Origin of the sequence: Pseudomonas sp. MWU12-2037 (assembly GCF_023242345.1) — a bacterium.
GTDB classification, from domain to species: Bacteria; Pseudomonadota; Gammaproteobacteria; order Pseudomonadales; family Pseudomonadaceae; genus Aquipseudomonas; species Aquipseudomonas gingeri_D.
Map to the genome: position 1 here is coordinate 42,236 of NZ_JALLIZ010000018.1, position 18,204 is coordinate 60,439.

Consider the following 18,204-nt stretch of genomic DNA (forward strand, 5'->3'; position numbering starts at 1 on the left):
CAGGTCGCGGGGCTGTTTTCGTTCGGGAATCAAGCCTGGCGATAGCGTTGCTGGGTATTTCCGCAGCTTCGAAATGCTCTAACGAACTGTCATTTCTGACAGTTACCAGCGGGGTAAGCCCAGGGGTACGGTAAGTGCGCGCATAGATCCTGCGCACTCACCCATCGCAAGGAGAAGCGTTATGAAACTCCCCTCCCATCTACTGACTTCGCTCGGATTGGTTATCGTCGGCATCAACCTGACCACAGCGGCACAGGCTGCCGCATGGAGCTATGACATCACCAATGGCGGGTTTCTCAACACCTGGATTACCGGTACCAATAATCTGCATCTGTCGGTTGGCGGCGGCACTACAACGAACTTCATCCGCATAGCCATATGGGCCAGCGTGTCTGGCGGAGCCACGGCCCTGCCGTCCTTGACCACCTCAAACGCGGGACAACCTGGGTCCTGCACCGCCAGCGCGGTCAGCAATGGCTCGGCAACCACGGCCGTGATCATCGGTGCCTGCAAAGATGGCAGGAACGTTAACCAGGGCGTCAAATGGCTCGCCAGCAATCTGGCCGCGGCGCCTCAGCAACAGCTACCGCTGCCCATCCTCGCGGGGCTGCGCCTGGTACCCGACGTACAGACCGTGGTGGCCGCCGTCAATCTGGCGGGTGTCGTGGCGGGCGTCAGCATCAGCCCCACGGGTGAGGCCACGCCAGTGGTCTGGACCTCCGCCGGGGCAGCCAACAGCCTGCTCCCGCCGCTGCTCGGTTCAGTCACCAACTGCAGCGTGGCGGATATCAATGACGCGGCCACCCCCTCGATCATCGGCAATTGCCCGGCCGGTGCCGGAGGCTTTGGGACAAGCCTTGCCGTGCTCTGGGCCAATGCCAGTTCCGGCTATACCGCGTTACCCGTGCCCAGCGATGCCAGCTACTGTGTGGCCAGTGAAATCAACCTGAGCGGAAAGATCCTCGGCACCTGCTATTACCCCGGCAACGGCAGTGGCACTCCCGATACGTTTAAAACCGTGCAATGGGCCGCCGGTGGCGGCAGCGCGCCGACGGTGATGTTGACCATCAACGGCGGCACCTCGCTGCGTAACTCCGGGATAGCCATGAACGCCTTGGGGCAGATCACCGGTAATCGGCTGCAGTCCGGAGGTTTTGTCGACCCGTTCTACTGGGATCCCGCAACCGGTACCAACGGGATACCGATCCCACACTTGCCAGGTAGCTCAAGAGCGACCGCCAAGGCCATCGCCGACAACGGCGTCATCGTCGGTTGTGGCGAGGTCGCCGGCACCAGCGAAGCCTTCGCCTACCACAGCACCAGCGGCACTCTCGTCGCGATCACCCCTCTGGCTTCCGGCGGCAACGACTGTGCCAATGCCATTTCTCCGAATGGTGCCTATGCGGCGGGCATCAGCGAAAGCAGTAGCGTCAGCGAAGAAGTCGATGGGGTGGCCATCAACAGCCCCTAGGGCGAACATGTGAACAACTCAGGGCTTCTATCGAAGACTATTCATTTGATCCAGAGGAATACTGAAAATGACGACTATTGTTCTTTCCCCGTCAGCTTGTCCCCGGGAGACGAAAGCGATGCACACCCGGCCCCCCAAAAGAGGGGTTGCATTGGCCATGCTGATCGCCGTGGGCGCTATCTGCCCGTTGATCGCGACATCCAGCCATGCCACGCCCAGCTGCGATCTTTTTTGTGTATTCAACAACCCTGCCCAAAGCGATCTTGGCAGTATCATGATTGACGGTCGTAGCTTTAACGTGGAATACAAAGGCCCCCACCCCAATGCCAATGGTTACACCATTAATCTCCCCCGCGAGACCACGCCCTATACTTTTTACGGCTACTAAAATCGAACGGGTGACCTCGCCATCCTTGATTCGGACTCCAACCCACCAGCCCCGAGTGCCTTTGGCCCCGGGGCTTTTTCCATGGGTGACTTGGCCTTTTCGGGTCATCTCGGGATATGCTCGTCGCCAGGGGCCGAACTGATAGCCATTTGCCCCGAAAGGACTGAAGGTCTAAAGGGGTTGGGCAATGTCACAGTCAGTCTTCCAGTTGTTCCTGACCCAGCGCCTGGCCGCGCTGGCCGGGGCCGATTCGCTGCGGGCCATCCGCGAAGGCCTGCTGTGGCTGCTGCCCTGCCTGCTGGTGTCGACGGCATTCCTGATCCTGTCGGCCTGCGCTCGCCTGGCGGGACTGCCCGACGACTGGGTGAATTTCCTCGCCGGGCTGCACGAGAAGATCAGCGGCATCCTGCCCTTGCTGGTGGCCGCCTCCATCGGCTATATGCTTGCCATCCGCTATCGCCTGCCCCAGGTGCCGGTGGCCTTCCTGTGCCTGGCCCATGTGGAAATCGCCATCTACCTGCTCAGCGACTTTCCCCGGGCCGCGGCCACCCTGGTGCTGTTTATCGCCATCGCCTCGCCGCTGATCAACGTACCGATCATGGCCTGGCTGTACCGACAATCCTGGACACGGCTGGTACGGGAAAACGTGGTCGGCTTCAATGTCCGCGACAGCATCAACGTGGTGCTCCCCGGCCTGATCGCCACCGCCCTGCTCGTCACCGTGCTATCACTGCTGCTGGAGATTCCCCTGGTCGCCCAGATGCAGGTGCCCTTCGACCGCGGGGCGCTGGACCATCCCTACCGCTACGGCGCGCTGATCAGCGCCACCAACTCAGTCCTGTGGTTCTTCGGCATCCACGGCCTGCACGCCATGCAGCCGGTGTTCAGCGTCCTCGACGAGGCGGTGACGATCAATCAGATCAACCTCGCCGCCGGGGAACCGCACCGCTATATCCTCAACAGCGGCCTGCTGGGCTGTTTCGCCTTTATCGGCGGCTCCGGCGCCTCGCTGTCACTGATCGTCGCCGTGCTGCTGTTTACCCGTGACCGCTCCCTGCGCCTGCTGGCCCTGGCCGCGGTGCCGCTGTCGTTGTTCAACGTCAATGAAGTCCTGCTGTTCGGCTTGCCGATCATTCTCAACCCGCGCCTGTTCATCCCCTTTCTGATCACCCCGCTGCTCAACGCGCTGATCGCGGTGGCGGTGACCCAGGCCGGCTGGGTGGCACCGATGGTCACCGGCATGCCGCTGAATTCGCCGGTGCTCCTCAACGCCTACCTGAGCACCAACGGCGACTGGGCCGCGGTGCTCCTGCAACTGGTGCTGTTGGGTATCGGCAGCCTGATCTACGCCCCCTATGTGATTGGCCTGCACCGTCACCAGGACGCCGACAACGGCATCTATATCAAGTCCTTCGACACCACCTTCCGCAGCCTCGAGGAAAAGGGCCGGCTGTTCGAACTCGACCCGGTGGCGGCCTCGTACAAAAACGACGCCCGTCGTGCCCGGGAAGTGGACCGTATCCGCCAGATCAGCGAATACGAGTTTTACCTGGAGTTCCAGCCGCAAATCTCCAAGACCACCGGCCTGTGCACCGGTTGCGAGGCCCTGATGCGCGCCCGTGACAAGGACGGCAATACCCAGCAGCCCTGGGAGTTCCTCAAGTGGCTGGGCCAGGCCAACCTGATGCCGGATGTCGACCTGTGGGTGGCCTCCCAGGCGCTGGAGCAATATCGGCGTTGGCACAAGGCCGGCTTTGAACTGCCGATGACCATCAACGTGACCGGCGCTACCTTGTGCATGCCGGAGTACGGCGGGCGCCTGCTGGAGATCCTCGCCCAGGCCCAGGGCATGATTTCCGTCGAACTGACCGAGGACGCCCTGGTCGGCGATGTCCAGGTGATCAATCGCCTGATCGAGCGCCTGCACGGTTTCGGCGCCAAGCTGTATATCGATGACTTCGGCACCGGTTATTCGGCGTTGAGTTACCTGCACCAGTTCAAGATCGACTGCATCAAGATCGACCGCAGCTTTGTCGTCGCCCACTGCCATCCCGAGGGCGCGCGGGTCTTGAATGGCATGCTGCGGCTGTGTGAAGCCCTGAACCTGGGGATCATTGTCGAAGGCGTGGAAACCCAGGAGCAGTACGATGCCCTGCACTCGTCGACGGAACTGGTGATCCAGGGTTGGTACTTCAGCAAGGCGATCCCCGGCGAGCGCATGGCGGAATTCGTCCACCAGCGCCAGTCATTGACGCGGGAGACCAGCGGCTTGATGCTGCCCGGCTAATGCCGTCATAGAGCCCTTCGATCATCTTGTCGGCCAGGGTGATTGGACAACGGCGGGCAGCGGCGCTTAAGGTGGAGTACCGTCATTTTTCCCAAGCCCCAAGACCCTCGCCATGATCGTCCGCTCCAAGCCGAACCTGATCGCCATCCTGTTTTCCCTCAAGGGCTCGATTGCCAAGCGCATTGCCCTGCGCTGCCTGCTGGTGACCGTGCTGGCCTCGGTCATCGTGCTGGTGGAGACCTGGCATCCGGCCTATTTCTCCAAGGTCAATGCCACGCCCTTCACCTTGCTCGGCTTGTCCTTGTCGATCTTCATGAGCTTTCGCAACAACACCTGCTATGACCGCTGGTGGGAAGGTCGCAAGCAGCTGGGGCAATTGATCATCGACGTGCGCTCGTTGATTCGCGAAAGCCAGGTGCTCGGCGATGGGCCGCAACGGACCGCGCTGCTGCGCGAGCTCTGCGGTTTTGCCCACGGCCTGATTGCCCGTCTGCGCCTGGAGGACGAACGCCAGGCCATCGAACCCTGGCAACAGGAAACGCCCGCCACCGGCCATCCGAATGCCACCGACCAGTTGCTGCAACGGATCGGCGCACGTTGCTCCGGGTTCGCGGCACAAGGGCTGATCAGCGAGTACCGCTATACAATCTTCTCGGCGCTGCTGCTCAGCCTCAGCCAGGTCCAGGCCAGCTGCGAGCGGATCAAGCACACGCCACTGCCCTTCCCCTACAACCTGCTGCTGCACCGCACCATCTACCTGTTCTGCATTCTCCTGCCCTTCGCCATGGCCGAACCGCTGGGCTGGCTGACGCCGGTGTTCACCGCCATCGTCAGCTACACCTTCCTCGGCCTGGACGAGATCGGCGACGACCTGGAGGACCCGTTCGGCTTCGATGAAAACGATCTGCCGTGCAATGCGATCCTGCGCAGCGTGGAACGCGAAGTCCTCGCCAGCCTCGGGCACAGCGAACTGCCGCCGGTGCTGGAACCGGTGGACTATGTGCTGACCTGAGGCGGGCTGATCGGTGGCGCGGGTTTGACTCCTGAGCGCGGCTGACCGAAGCTGGTACATTCAACGCTCGCCAGCTCACGGACCCTGCATGACGAAGCCTCGCCGCTACCTGCTTACCAGCCTGTCGCTCCTGCTTGCCCTCGGCCTTGTCTGGCACTGGCTGCCCGGCAAGCCTGCCGCTCCCCAGGCCCCGCATATCAATTACGGCCAGGCGCTGAAGCAAGCGCATAATGGCCTGCCCGGCGCGGCGCGGGTGCTCTACCAGCAGCTGGCGCGCAAAGACCTGACGGATGCCCGCCGCGCCGCCCTGCATGCCGAACTGCCCAACTACCCCAGCCCCCAGGCCCTGAAACTGGCCGATGCGGACCTGCAGAACTCCTCGCCGGTGGTTCGCGAAGCGGCGATCCAGAGCATTGTCGGCCTGGTACCCGGGGCCCAGCGCAGCCTGTTGCTCGGTCCGGTGCTGGAAGACCACGAGCAAGCCGTGCGCTTCGCCGCCGCCAACGCCATGCTCGGTTTGTCACCGGACGACCAGGGCTTGTATTACGGCCCGCTGCAACAGGTGGTGGACGAGTACGAACGGACCCTGGCGGCCCAGCCGGAAAGCGCCGAGGCGCAGTTCCAGCTGGCGCGCTTGTATTTGCATGAGGGACAGCTGGACAAGGCCCAGGCGGCGCTGGAGCATGTCTCGCGGCTGGAGCCGGACAACCTCAAGGCGCTGGTGGCCCAGGTCGAATTGCTGGACAAGCGCAACCAGCCGGACCAGGCCCGGCAACTGCTGGCCAAGCAGCTGCAGGTGCAGCCGCAATCGGCCTATCTGCAACATGCCCTGGGGGTCTGGCTATTGCGTCACGGCCAGACCGAACTCGCGGTGCTGGGGTTGGCCAAGGCGGTGGAACTGCAACCGGAGAACGCCGAGTACCGCTACAAGCTGGCCACCACCCTGCATGACTTGCAGCAGGTCGAGGCGGCCCAGCGGCAGTTGGAGGAAATCGTCCAGCGCCAGCCGTCGAACCGCAAGGCGCGGGTGCTGCTGATCAGCTACTGGAAGGAAACCGGGCAATTGCAGAACGTGCAGATCCTGCTGGCCCAGTTGGAGCAGCAGAACCCGGATGATCCGGCGTTGCAGCAGGGGTTGTAAACGCTCGTCCGCGAGACTTTTGGCGGGTTCGAGGGCCTCTTCGCGGGCAAGCCCTGCTCCTACAGTATGGTGTCGTTCACCGATTGTGTGTACGGCACAACATTGTTGAGCAGGGCTTGCCCGCGAAGCTTCTGGCTATCTTGCAGCCCCCATCGCCGGCAAGCCGACACCCACCGGGAGAGATCGCGTTCAGCCGGCTGAGTCGCGCAATAATTTTGAACCCCGATAAATGCCCAAGGTCCAGTACAAGACCCCTCCTAGGTAACAAGAGGTCTGGACTTGACTACATCACTTGCCCCCATCACTCCCAAGGCAGCGACCGGCATTGAAGGGCTGGACGATATCCTCTGCGGCGGCTTGTCCCGCGGCCATGTCTTTCTCCTCGAAGGAGAACCCGGCACCGGCAAGACCACCGTGGCCCTGCACTTCCTGCTCGCCGGTGCCCAGGCCGGCGAACGCTCGCTGTACATCACGCTCTCGGAAACCGAGCACGAACTGCGCCAGGGCGCCGCGTCCCACGGCTGGGAACTGGACGAGAACATCAGCCTGTTCGAGCTGACCCCGCCGGAAAGCCTGCTCAATGCCGACCATCAGCAAAGCCTGCTGTACTCCTCGGACCTGGAACTGGGCGAAGCCACCAAGCAGATTTTCGAAGTGGTGGAACGGGTCCAGCCGACCCGCGTGGTCCTCGACAGCCTGTCGGAGATTCGCCTGCTGGCCCAGAGCTCGCTGCGCTATCGCCGGCAGATCCTGGCGATCAAGCACTACTTCGTGCGTTATGACGCCACCGTCCTGCTGCTCGACGACCTGACCACCGAATCCCTCGACAAGACCGTGCACAGTGTCGCCCATGGCGTGATCCGCCTGGAGGAACTGACCCCCAACTACGGCGCCGAACGACGCCGCGTGCGGGTGGTGAAGTACCGTGGGCAGAAATACCGTGGCGGTTTCCATGACTTCACCATCATGGGCGACGGCCTGCATGTCTTCCCCCGGCTGGTGGCGGCCGAACACCGTGGCCGTTATGTGCGCCAGCAACTCACCAGCGGCATCGCCGAGATGGACGCACTGCTCGGCGGCGGTATCGAAACCGGCTCCAGCACCCTGATCCTCGGCCCGGCCGGCACCGGCAAATCGCTGATCGCGATGGTCTTCGCCGCCGCGGCGGTGGCCCGCGGCGAGAAAGCCGCGTTATTTATTTTCGATGAAGAGCTCGGCTTGCTGTTCGAACGCATGCGCAATATCGGCATTGATCTCCAGGCCCTGCAAGACACTGGCAACCTGTTGATCGAGCAGGTCGACGCCGCCGAACTGTCACCCGGTGAGTTCTCCCATCGGGTGCGCCGCTGCGTGGATCAGGGCGGCATCAAGACCGTGGTGATCGACAGCATCAACGGTTACCAGGCCGCGATGCCGGAAGAAAATGCGCTGATCCTGCATATGCACGAGTTGCTGCTCTACCTCAATCGCCAGGGCGCGGCGACCTTCATGACCGTCGCCCAGCACGGGCTGGTGGGCGACATGCAGGCCCCGGTGGACATCACCTACCTGGCGGACACCGTGATCCTGCTGCGTTACTTCGAAGCACTGGGCAAGGTCCGCCGGGCCATCTCCATCATCAAGAAACGCACCGGCGCCCACGAGTCGACGATCCGCGAATACCGCATCAATGCGCGGGGCATCACCATCGGTGCGCCGCTGGAGGCGTTCCAGGGAGTCTTGCGTGGCGTACCGACCTACCTCGGTGAAGGCCCGCCCCTGCTCAAGGAAGAAGGTTTGTGACTACCCCCGACGTGGTCTCCGAACGGGCCATCATCCTCGCTCCGCTGGGGCGCGACAGCCAGATTGCCCTGAGGATTCTCGCCGAGGCCGGTTTTCCCGCGGTAATCGCCCGGGACCTGGCGGCACTCGGCGCCGAGTTGGAACAAGGCGTGGGTTTGATCATCATCGCCGCCGAGGCCCTGCGCGAAGCGGACCTGGGCGCCCTGCAGGCGTACCTGCAACAGCAGCCGGCCTGGTCCGACCTGCCGATCGTGCTGCTGACCCATCACGGCGGCCCGGACCAACCGCCCTCTTCCCGGCTCGGCGCGCTGCTGGGCAATGTGACCTTTCTCGAGCGCCCGTTCCACCCGGTAACCCTGATCAGCCTGGTGACCGCCGCCATTCGCGGACGCCGCCGCCAGTATGAAGCCCGCGACCGGCTGTTCGACCTCAGCCAAAGCGAACTGCGCCTCAAGGACACCCTCGAAACCCTCGAACAACAGGTTGAAGAGCGCACCGCGCAACTGCGTCACAACGAGGAAGCCTTGCGCCAATCGCAGAAAATGGAAGCCGTCGGCCAACTCACCGGCGGCATCGCCCATGACTTCAACAATATGCTCACCGGCATTATCGGCAGCCTCGAGTTGCTCAAGCGGCGGCTGGCCCGTGGTCGCCTCGAGGACCTCGACAGCCTGATCGACCTCGGCGTGACCTCGGCCAATCGCGCCGCCGGCCTGACCCACCGCCTGCTGGCCTTTTCCCGGCGCCAGTCGCTGGACTCCAAGCCCGTCAATATGAACGAGCTGGTGACCTCCATGGGCGAGCTGCTGAACCGCAGCCTCAATGAAAGCATTCGCCTGGAAATGGCCCTCGGTGAAAACCTGTGGACCGCCGAAGCCGACCCCAACCAGTTGGAAAGCGCCCTGCTCAACCTGGTGCTGAATGCCCGCGACGCCATGCCGGACGGCGGCAACCTGCTGGTCAGGACCTTCAACCAGGCGTTGGACCTGGCGTTTACCGAAGCCCAGGCCAACCTCGAGCCCGGCGACTATGTGGTACTGCAGGTGCGCGACAGCGGCAGCGGCGTACCGCAAAGCATCATCAACCGGGTCTTCGATCCGTTTTTCACCACCAAACCCATCGGCCAGGGCACGGGCCTGGGCCTGTCGATGATCTATGGTTTCAGCAAACAGTCCCGAGGCCATGTGGCCATCGACAGCACCGTCGGCCAGGGCACCACGGTCAGTCTGTACCTGCCGCGCTACCAGGGTGCCCCGGAGGTCCAGGACGAAGCGCTGCACTCCGGCCATGCGCCCCATGCCGAAGACGGTGAAACCGTACTGATCGTCGAGGATGATCCGGCGGTGCGGGTGCTGGTCAGCGAAGTGCTCGGTGAGCTGGGTTACCGTTTTGTCGAGGCCTGCGATGCCAATGGCGCGATACCGATTCTTGACTCCGGCCAGCGCATCGACCTGTTGATCAGTGACGTCGGGCTGCCAGGGATGAACGGCCGGCAACTGGCGGAAATCGGCCGGCAACTGCGGCCCGGACTGAGGATCCTGTTTATCACCGGTTACGCCGAACACGCGGCGGTGCGCGGCGGCTTCCTCGACCCGGGCATGCAAATGATCACCAAGCCCTTCACCTTCGAGCTGCTGACGGCCAAGGTTCGCGAGATGATCAGTGTGTGACGGGGGTCAGGCCAACAGCTTGCGGATCTGCTCCTGGAGGACATCCAGGTCGAACGGCTTGGCCAGGATCGGCGCGCTATGGGCAATGGGACTGTGGGACTCGCGGATTTCCGCCGGGTAACCACTGATGAAGATCACCTTGAGGTCCGGGCGCAGCTTGACCGCAGGCTCGGCGATCTCTACCCCGGAAACACCACCAGGCAAACGAAAATCGGTGATCATCAGGTCCAGGTTGGGTTTGCTCGCCAGGATCGCGAACGCCTGCTCGCCGTTTTCCGCTTGCAGTACCCGATAGCCCTCGCTGGAAAGGTAGGCCGAAAGGACCATCAGGATCGAGGCATCGTCCTCGACGATCAATACGACGTCTTGTGCATCTTCACTCATGGGAAGCCTTTATTCCTGAAATTGCTGCCAATACGACCATCGGCTCAGCCAGAGGTTGCGTCTGATGTCGGCTTTTCCTACAAGGGCAGGCAAACGCAGAACAAGGCCCCCTCGCCAAGGGTACTCTCGACGGTGATGCGACCACCATGGGCCGCGACAATCTGCTCGGAAATAAACAGGCCCAGACCCAAGCCGGCGGCGACATGACTGCCGGACACCCGCTCGAACTGCTGAAAGATCCGCGCCTGGTCATCTTCGCCGATGCCGATGCCGCGGTCACGCACTTCAACCCGGGCCTCGTTCGCCTGGCGGTACACACGCACCTCGATCGGGCTTTTGGCGCCATAGCGCAAGGCGTTGGTCAGCAGATTGGAGATCACCTGTTCGATGCGGAACTCATCCCACTCCCCCACCAGTGACGCCTCGCCCGAATAGCTGATCGTCGACCCGGCCGCGTCCACCTGCGCAGCGAAGCTCTCCAGCAATTTGCTCACCAGTTGCACCAGGTCCAGGCGTACGGGGCGGATCGACAGCTTGCCGGTGCGAATGCGCGAGACATCGAGCATGTCTTCGATCAGGCGAATCAGGCTCTGGATCTGCCGCTCGTCCCGCGCGACCATGCTGCGCATCTTGTCCAGGCTGAAGGCGTCGGCATTGTCCCGGGCCAGGTGCATCTTGCGCAGTTGAGTCTCCAGGATCAGCCCGTTGAGCGGCGTGCGCACCTCATGGGAGACGATCGACATGAAGTCATCGCGCATGCGCACGGCGTGCTGCAACTCTTCCTGGGTTAGCTGCAGTTGCTGCAACAGCAGCCCCTGCTCGCGGCGACTTTGCTCCAGGGCCTCGACTTGCAGCTTCATCGCCTTGCTCTGTCGATAGAGCTCGACAAAGATGCTGACCTTGCTCTTCACCGCATGGGTGTCGAGGGGTTTGTGCAGAAAGTCCACCGCGCCGCTCTCGTAGCCCTTGAAGGCGTAGTTGCGCTCGCGGCCAGCGGCGCTGACAAAGACGATGGGAATATTCTTGGTCTTCTCGGTGCCGCGCATCAACTCGGCCAGTTCGAAACCATTCATGCCCGGCATCTGCACATCGAGAATGGCCATGGCGAATTCGTGCTGAAGCAGCAGCGACAGCGCCTCATCCGCCGAGAGCGCCTTGTAGACAATGCGGTCCTCGCGCCTGATCAGCGCTTCCAGCGCCAGCAGATTCTCCGGCAGATCGTCGACGATCAGCAGTTTGGCCTGGATAGTACTCAGCATGTGATTCGTTCCAGCTCGACAAGCAGGCGGCCGATGCCCTGCAAAGAAAGAAGGTAGTCCGGCTGGTGCAACGCCAACGCGGCTTCGGGCATGGTCGCGACCCGAGCGTCATTCGGGTCTTGCACCACGGTCAAGCCACCCTGGCGTTGGATCTGTACCAGACCCGCGGCGCCATCCTGATTGGCGCCAGTCAAGAGTATGCCCATCAGCCGCGAACCATAAGCGTCCGCCGCCGAAGCAAAGAGATAATCGATCGAGGGCCGGGAATAATGCACCCGCTCTTCGCGACTGAACGAAAAGCTGCGGTCCTGCTCGATGGACAGGTGGTACCCGGGAGCGGCGAAATACAAAGTACCCGGCACAATGCTTTCCTTGTCGTCCGCCTCTTTCACCGGCAGCGCCAGGCGCCGCCCGAACACTTCGGCCAACTGGCTACGGTGCCCGTCCGGCATGTGCAGGACGGTCACGATCGGCAGGCTGAAACGCGTGGTCAGCGAGCCGAGCACGGTCATCAGGGCCTCGACGCCACCCGCCGAGGCCCCCACCACGACCGCTTCGACCCGCTGGCGGTCGATGCTTTGCAGTAACGGGTCGTTCATGATTTACGGTAGATCCGTTCTTGTTTGACCAACGCCTCGAACCGCTTGCCATAGGCTGAAAAGTCCAGCGTCTCCTTGCTGCCCAGCACCAGGAAGCCCCGATGACACAACGACTCATGGAACAGCCCAAAGGCTCGATCCTGGAGTTTTTTATTGAAATAAATCAATACGTTACGACACGAAATCAGCTGTGTTTCAGAGAATACACTATCCGTCGCCAGGCTGTGGTCGGCAAAGGTCACGTTTTCCCGTAGGGTCTTGTCGAATATCGCGTAGCCGTAGGCCGAGTTGTAGTACTCGGCAAAGTCGCGCTCGCCGCCGGACGCCCGGTAGTTATCGGCGTAGGTGCGCACGTTGTCCAGGGTAAAGATGCCCTGCTTGGCCTTTTCCAGCGAATGGGGGTTGATGTCGGTGGCGTAGATGATCGTGCGTTCGAGCAAACCTTCTTCACGCAGCAGGATCGCCATGGAGTACACCTCCTCACCGGTGCTGCACCCGGCGATCCAGATCTTGATCGACGGATAGGTCTTGAGCAGCGGCACCACCTCCTGGCGAATCGCCAGGAAATGCCCGGGATCGCGAAACATCTCGCTGACCGGAATGGTCAGGTACTGCAGCAACTGCATGAACGCCGCCGGATCGTGCAGCACCCGCTCCTGCAGCGCCGAGATGGTTGCGCAATCGAGCTGGAGCAAGGCATGGTGAACCCGGCGCTTGATCGACGCGCCGGAGTAATCGCGAAAATCGTAGCTGTACTTGAGGTAGATCGCCTCGATCAACAACCGCAACTCGATGTCGGTACTTCGATCCACTAGATCCGTTCCATCTTCGGTAGCCAGACACGGATCAACGAGAACAGTCGATCCAGGTCTATCGGTTTAGCCAGGTAGTCATTGGAGCCGGCCTGCAGGCAGCGCTCCTGGTCATCCTTCATCGCCTTGGCCGTGACCGCAATGATCGGCAGCTTGCGCCAGCGCGGATCCTTGCGGATCTCCAGCGTGGCCTCGTAACCATCCATCTCCGGCATCATCACGTCCATCAACACCAGGTCGATGTCCTCCACTTCGTTGAGTCGCTGAATCGCTTCGCGGCCATTACGGCCGATTTCGACAATCGCGCCCTTGTGTTCCAGCGCGCTGGTCAAGGCGAAGATATTGCGCACATCGTCGTCCACCAGCAGGATCTTGCGCCCTTCGAAGACCTTGTCGCGGCTGCGGGCGGTCTTGAGCATGCGCTGTCTTTCATGGGACAGCTGGGATTCGACTTTGTGCAGAAAGAGTGTCACTTCATCGAGCAGGCGCTCCGGCGAGCGCGCGCCCTTGATGATGATCGAGCGCGAGTACTTGTGCAGCTCGGCCTCTTCGTCGCGGGTCAGGTTGCGCCCGGTATAGACGATCACCGGCGGAAAAGCGCGGATGTCTTCGCTGGCCATGCGCTTGAGCAACTCGTTGCCGAGCATGTCCGGCAGCTTGAGGTCGATAATCATGCAGTCGAAGACCGTATCGCGCAGCAGATCGAGGGCCTCCTGGGCAAACCCCACGGCGGTGATCTCGATATCGTCGTCGCCGATCAGGCGGGCGATGCTGTCGCGTTGCAGGTCATCGTCTTCCACCAGCAGTACGCGCTTGAGCTTCTGGGTCAGCTTGGCCTCCAGGCGCGTGAAGATCTCCTTGAGTTCGTCGCGGGTGGTCGGCTTGAGCGCGTAGCCCATGGCGCCCATGTGCATGGCGGCCTCGACGCGGTCCTCCACGGAAATCACATGCACCGGGATATGCCGGGTCGGTGCCTGTTCCTTGAGGCGCTGCAGCACCGTCAGGCCGGAATGATCCGGCAGGCGCATGTCCAGCAGGATCGCGTCGGGGATGAACTGCGCGGCGAGCTCGAAGCCCTCGTCCGCGCCATGGGCCACCAGGCACTGGTAACCCAGCTCATGGGCCAGGTCGTAGAGAATCTGGGCAAACTTCTGTTCATCTTCGATCACCAGGATACAGCGGCTGCTGAACGGGCCTTTTTCACGGTCATCGGCAAAACGCTGGATCGGCGTTTCCATCACCACCACCGGCGCCAGCTTGCGCGGCGGATCCAGGGACTCCAGCGGTGCCGGCGGCGCTACCACCGGCGCGGGGCCCACGCCATCGTGGCGCTCCACATACCGCTCCGGCATCACCAGGGTAAACACACTGCCCTGGCCGGGCTGGCTGGCCACATTGATGGAGCCGCCGAGCAGCGCCGCCAGGTCGCGGGAAATCGACAGGCCGAGGCCGGTGCCGCCATAACGGCGGTTGGTGGTGCCGTCCGCCTGGCGGAACGCCTCGAAAATGCTCTCATGCTGTTCGGCGGCGATTCCGATGCCGGAGTCGCGGACGGTAAAGGCAATCCCGACACCCGGCTGGCGCGACACGCTCAGGCTGACCCGACCGGTCTCGGTGAACTTGATGGCGTTGGACAGCAGGTTCTTCAACACCTGTTCCAAACGTTGGCGGTCGGTGAACAGCGTCGTCGGCAGATCGCCGCGCAACTCGACCTCGAACCCCAGCTGCTTGTCGCTGGCCAGTGGCTGGAACATGTTGCGCAACCCCTCCACCAGACGTTCGATACTGGTGTTTTCCGGGCGCACCTCCAACTTGCCGGCCTCGACCTTGGAGATATCGAGGATGTCGTTGATCAGATTGAGCAGATCGTTACCGGCGCTGTAGATCGATTCGGCGAACTTGACCTGTTCCGCCGTAAGGTTGTCCTCGGGGTTCTCCGCCAGCAGCTTGGACAGGATCAGCGAACTGTTGAGCGGCGTGCGCAGCTCGTGGGACATGTTGGCGAGGAATTCGGACTTGTACTTGCTCGAGCGTTGCAGCTCCTCGGCGCGTTCCTCGAGTTGGACCTGGGCCAGGTTCAACTGATTGTTCTTGAGGTCCATCGCATCACGCTGCTCGGCCAGGGCCAGGGCCTGCTCGGCCAACTGCTCGTTGGTCTGTTCGAGTTCGCTCTGCTGGCTTTCCAGATGAACCTGGGACTCCTTGAGCACCTGGGACTGTTCTTCCAACTCTTCGTTGGCGGTCTTGAGCTCTTCCTGCTGGACTTGCAACTCTTCGTTGAGTTGTTGGGTCTCGGCCAGCACCTCCTGCAAGCGCTGGCGGTAACGCGCGGCTTCGATGGAGGTGCCGATATTGTCGGCAATCAGTTCCAGCAGCTCGATATCACGGTCGTTCAAGGGCCGCAGGAAACCCAGCTCGATCACCCCGTTGATCCGCTCATCGTTGGTGGTCGGCACCACCAGCACACTGCGCGGCGAGCCGTTGCCCAGGCCCGAACTGACCCTGAAGTAATCCACCGGCACTTCGTCCAGGCGGATCAGGCGGCCCTGGCCCGCGGCCTGGCCGACCAGGCCTTCATCGCTGAAGATCGCCTGCTCCTGCTGCTCCTGCTCGCGGGAAAAGCCATAGCTGGCGACACGGGTCAGGCCGCCATGCTCTTCGCGCACATATAACGCCGCCACCGCACTGCCCATGTACTGGGCGCAGAATTGCAGGATATTGCGCCCCAGCAATTGGAGAGTCAGTTGGCCGAGCACCTGCTCGGCCAGTTCGGTCTGGCCGCTGCGCAGCCAGGCTTGCTGCTCCAGGCGCTCCGCACTCTTGAGTTGTGACGCGAGGTTTTTTGCATAACTAGCTGAAAGTGCTAATAAATCTCGTCGACCAATAAAGGCCAACAAGGCGCTCAGACCCAGCACAAAAATGAGATAGAGGACGATGCTCCAGATCGTGGTGCGGCTTACGGCATCATTGCGCGCGAGCCGCAGTTGCTGCTCCATGTCGATGGCGTTTTCAAACTCGCTACGGATCTCGTCAACCAGGCGCTTGCCGCGCCCCGACAGGATCGCCCCCTGATAGTCGCCGCCGGAACGCCGCAGTCCGATCATCGCCTGAGCGTATTCGCTCCAGGAGCTCTGCAAGGCTTCGATACGCTTGAAGCGGTCGACCTGCTGCGGATTGTCCGCGACCAGTTCCTGCAAGCCACGCAGGTCGGCAATGATTTTCGGCTTGGCGACTTCATAGGGGTCGAGGAAATGCTCGTCACCGGTGATCAGGAAACCGCGCATGCCGGTTTCCAGATCCACCGAGAGCTTCATCGCCTCGTTGCTGTTATTGATCACCCGGTCGGTATGCTCGACCCACTGGATCACCGACAGCAGGTAGGTGATCAGCGAAACGAAAAAGATCGCGCTGAGAACCCCGACAGCCAAGGGCAGGCTGATGTTGCGGCTCAATAACTTGCGAAAGCTTTGTTCATCCACCGAAGACGACGAATTCATTTCAGGGCCCGGATTAAAGTTATTGATTATCAAGGAGTCTGCCGTATATACGAATAAAAGACCGACTTTTTTCTCACAGCTTAGAATGCAATTTCCCAGGCCGCACTGCCGTGACGTGATGACTCACCTTAGCCTATCATCTTGTACACTTTGTTTTTTTTGTACAAGTGTGGGAACTTGTCCGACCTGGTGGCTTACTGATGCAGAAGGCAGAGCATTTCAGCGGCCTTGATCCACCCTTCACTTTTGGGATACCCCCTTATGCCAACAGCCACCTCCACCATCCTTGTTGTCGAAGACGATGCCATTGTGCGCATGCTGATCGTCGACGTCCTGGAGGAACTGGAGTTCCATGTCCTGGAGGCCGACGGCAGCGACAAGGCCCTGGATATTCTCAGACAGGCCGATACCCGTATCGACCTGCTGATGACCGATGTCGGACTGCCCGAGATGGATGGCCGCGAATTGGCCAAGGCCGCCTGCCAGATGCGCCCCGGGCTGCCGGTGCTGTTTGCCAGCGGCTACGCCGAAAGCATCGAGCTGGCACCCGGCGTGCAGGTGATCGGCAAGCCCTTCTCCATCGATCAGCTGAGACTCAAGATCAAAAGCATTCTATAACTCACTCCAGCCCCGCTATCCCCCCCGAGCCTCACCCATGACACAAACCCAGACAACGCCGGTCCTTGCGATTGGCCTCGGCTGCCGCCAGGGCTGCAGCGCTTCGACCCTGCAGGCGTTGCTGGAGCAGTCGTTACAGGCCCATGGAATCGACCTCAAGGCGATCAAGGGACTGGCGAGCATTGACGGAAAAAAGGCTGAGCCGGGCCTGCTCGAACTCGCGCAGCGCCTGAACCTGCCGCTGGTGTTCTTCAGCGCGACCGAGCTGGCGCCTTACGAACCACGCCTCAGCCATCGTTCCCGCCAGGCCTTCGAGCAGACCGGCTGCCATGGCGTGGCCGAAAGTGCCGCGCTGGCCCTGGCCGAACAGTTGGGGCAAACACGGGCGAACCTGCTGGTTTCACGGCAGAAGAACCCCATGGCGACCTTTGCGCTGGCCTGGACCGGGCAAAACCCTAGATAATCCCCTCCTCCTGCATGAACATTGTTCATGTGAGGCCCTGTGCAGTCCGTCCAGAGAGTGTCATGACCGTCTATTTCATCGGCGCCGGCCCCGGCGACCCGGAACTCATTACCGTCAAGGGCCAACGCCTGATCCGCAGTTGCCCGGTGATCATCTACGCCGGCTCCCTGGTGCCCGAAGCCGTCCTGCAAGGCCACTGCGCCAGCCAGGTGGTCAACAGCGCCGAACTGCACCTGGAACAGATCATCGACCTGATCAAGGCGGCCGACGCCCTGGGCCAGGACGTGGCGCGGGTGCATTCCGGGGATCCGTCGCTCTACGGTGCCATCGGCGAGCAGATCCGTCCCCTGCGCGAACTGGGCATCGCCTATGAAATCGTCCCCGGCGTGACCGCGACCGCCGCCTGCGCGGCCCTGCTCGGTGCCGAGCTGACGCTGCCGGATATTTCCCAAAGCGTGATCCTGACCCGTTATGCCGACAAGACCGCGATGCCGACCGGAGAAGAGTTGGCCAGCCTGGCCCAGCACCGGGCGACCATGGCGATTCACCTGGGGGTCAAGCATCTGGCTAAAATCATCGAGGAGCTGCTGCCGCATTACGGCGCGGACTGCCCGATCGCGGTGATCCATCGCGCCACCTGGCCCGATCAGGACTGGGTTGTGGGGACGCTCGCGGATATTCAGGCCCAGGTCGAGGCCAAGGGCTTTCGTCGCACGGCCCTGATCCTGGTGGGGCGCGTGCTGGGCAGCGACCACTTCAGCGAGTCTTCGCTGTATCGGGCCGGCCATGCCCACCTTTATCGACCGTGATCATTTGGGGGA

15 protein-coding genes are annotated in these 18,204 nt (G+C 61.9%); 10 read left to right on the forward strand and 5 right to left on the reverse strand.

Annotated features, from left to right (window positions below):
- Window positions 1-181 precede the first annotated feature (181 nt).
- The 7 genes from M5B42_RS25455 (at window position 182) to M5B42_RS25485 (ending at window position 9,751) form a co-directional block, all read left to right on the forward strand.
- Complete coding sequence (locus M5B42_RS25455) at window positions 182-1,471, forward strand: HAF family protein (RefSeq protein ID WP_248747375.1); 1,290 nt, start codon at window positions 182-184, stop codon at window positions 1,469-1,471.
- Window positions 1,472-1,538: 67 nt separating this feature from the next.
- A complete protein-coding gene (locus tag M5B42_RS25460) occupies window positions 1,539-1,859 on the forward strand; it encodes a hypothetical protein (RefSeq protein ID WP_248747376.1) in 321 nt (106 codons plus the stop codon).
- 187 nt (window positions 1,860-2,046) lie between these two features.
- Window positions 2,047-4,146: an EAL domain-containing protein gene (locus tag M5B42_RS25465; RefSeq protein WP_248747377.1), complete on the forward strand. Its 2,100-nt coding sequence runs from the start codon at window positions 2,047-2,049 to the stop codon at window positions 4,144-4,146.
- A 112-nt stretch (window positions 4,147-4,258) separates the two neighbouring features.
- On the forward strand, window positions 4,259-5,158 hold the full coding sequence (locus M5B42_RS25470) for a bestrophin family protein (RefSeq protein ID WP_248747378.1): 900 nt from the start codon (window positions 4,259-4,261) through the stop codon (window positions 5,156-5,158).
- Window positions 5,159-5,246: 88 nt separating this feature from the next.
- The gene (locus M5B42_RS25475) at window positions 5,247-6,299 is read left to right on the forward strand and encodes a tetratricopeptide repeat protein (protein WP_103494843.1); all 1,053 of its coding nucleotides are present in this window, start codon (window positions 5,247-5,249) and stop codon (window positions 6,297-6,299) included.
- Between the two features lie 279 nt (window positions 6,300-6,578).
- On the forward strand, window positions 6,579-8,081 hold the full coding sequence (locus M5B42_RS25480) for an ATPase domain-containing protein (RefSeq protein ID WP_248747379.1): 1,503 nt from the start codon (window positions 6,579-6,581) through the stop codon (window positions 8,079-8,081).
- Window positions 8,078-9,751, forward strand: coding sequence for an ATP-binding protein (locus tag M5B42_RS25485; RefSeq protein ID WP_248747380.1), 1,674 nt, complete (start codon window positions 8,078-8,080; stop codon window positions 9,749-9,751). The genes M5B42_RS25480 and M5B42_RS25485 overlap by 4 nt, the downstream gene beginning before the upstream one ends.
- A gap of 6 nt (window positions 9,752-9,757) precedes the next feature.
- Here the strand turns inward: M5B42_RS25485 and M5B42_RS25490 are convergent, their stop codons facing one another.
- From M5B42_RS25490 to M5B42_RS25510, 5 genes are all read right to left on the reverse strand, one after another.
- Window positions 9,758-10,135, reverse strand: a complete 378-nt coding sequence (locus M5B42_RS25490; RefSeq protein WP_103494840.1) for a response regulator — start codon at window positions 10,133-10,135, stop codon at window positions 9,758-9,760.
- Between the two features lie 77 nt (window positions 10,136-10,212).
- Window positions 10,213-11,394, reverse strand: coding sequence for a hybrid sensor histidine kinase/response regulator (locus M5B42_RS25495; RefSeq protein WP_103494839.1), 1,182 nt, complete (start codon window positions 11,392-11,394; stop codon window positions 10,213-10,215).
- On the reverse strand, window positions 11,388-11,993 hold the full coding sequence (locus M5B42_RS25500) for a chemotaxis protein CheB (protein WP_103494838.1): 606 nt from the start codon (window positions 11,991-11,993) through the stop codon (window positions 11,388-11,390). Before M5B42_RS25500 ends, M5B42_RS25495 begins: the two co-directional genes overlap by 7 nt.
- Entirely contained in the window at window positions 11,990-12,805 is an 816-nt protein-coding gene (locus M5B42_RS25505) for a protein-glutamate O-methyltransferase CheR (RefSeq protein ID WP_177098811.1), read from the reverse strand. Before M5B42_RS25505 ends, M5B42_RS25500 begins: the two co-directional genes overlap by 4 nt.
- Window positions 12,805-16,302 (reverse strand): response regulator, encoded by a 3,498-nt coding sequence (locus M5B42_RS25510; protein WP_248747381.1) that lies wholly within the window; start codon window positions 16,300-16,302, stop codon window positions 12,805-12,807. The genes M5B42_RS25505 and M5B42_RS25510 overlap by 1 nt, the downstream gene beginning before the upstream one ends.
- 261 nt (window positions 16,303-16,563) lie before the next feature.
- Between M5B42_RS25510 and M5B42_RS25515 the strand changes: the two genes are divergently transcribed.
- From M5B42_RS25515 to cobM, 3 genes are all read left to right on the forward strand, one after another.
- Window positions 16,564-16,920 carry a response regulator gene (locus tag M5B42_RS25515; RefSeq protein ID WP_248747382.1) on the forward strand — a complete coding sequence of 119 codons (357 nt, stop codon included), beginning with the start codon at window positions 16,564-16,566 and terminating at the stop codon, window positions 16,918-16,920.
- A gap of 37 nt (window positions 16,921-16,957) precedes the next feature.
- A complete protein-coding gene (locus M5B42_RS25520) occupies window positions 16,958-17,383 on the forward strand; it encodes a cobalamin biosynthesis protein (protein ID WP_248747383.1) in 426 nt (141 codons plus the stop codon).
- Window positions 17,384-17,445: 62 nt separating this feature from the next.
- Complete coding sequence (gene cobM, locus M5B42_RS25525; protein ID WP_103494833.1) at window positions 17,446-18,192, forward strand: precorrin-4 C(11)-methyltransferase; 747 nt, start codon at window positions 17,446-17,448, stop codon at window positions 18,190-18,192.
- The last annotated feature ends 12 nt before the right edge of the window (window positions 18,193-18,204 follow it).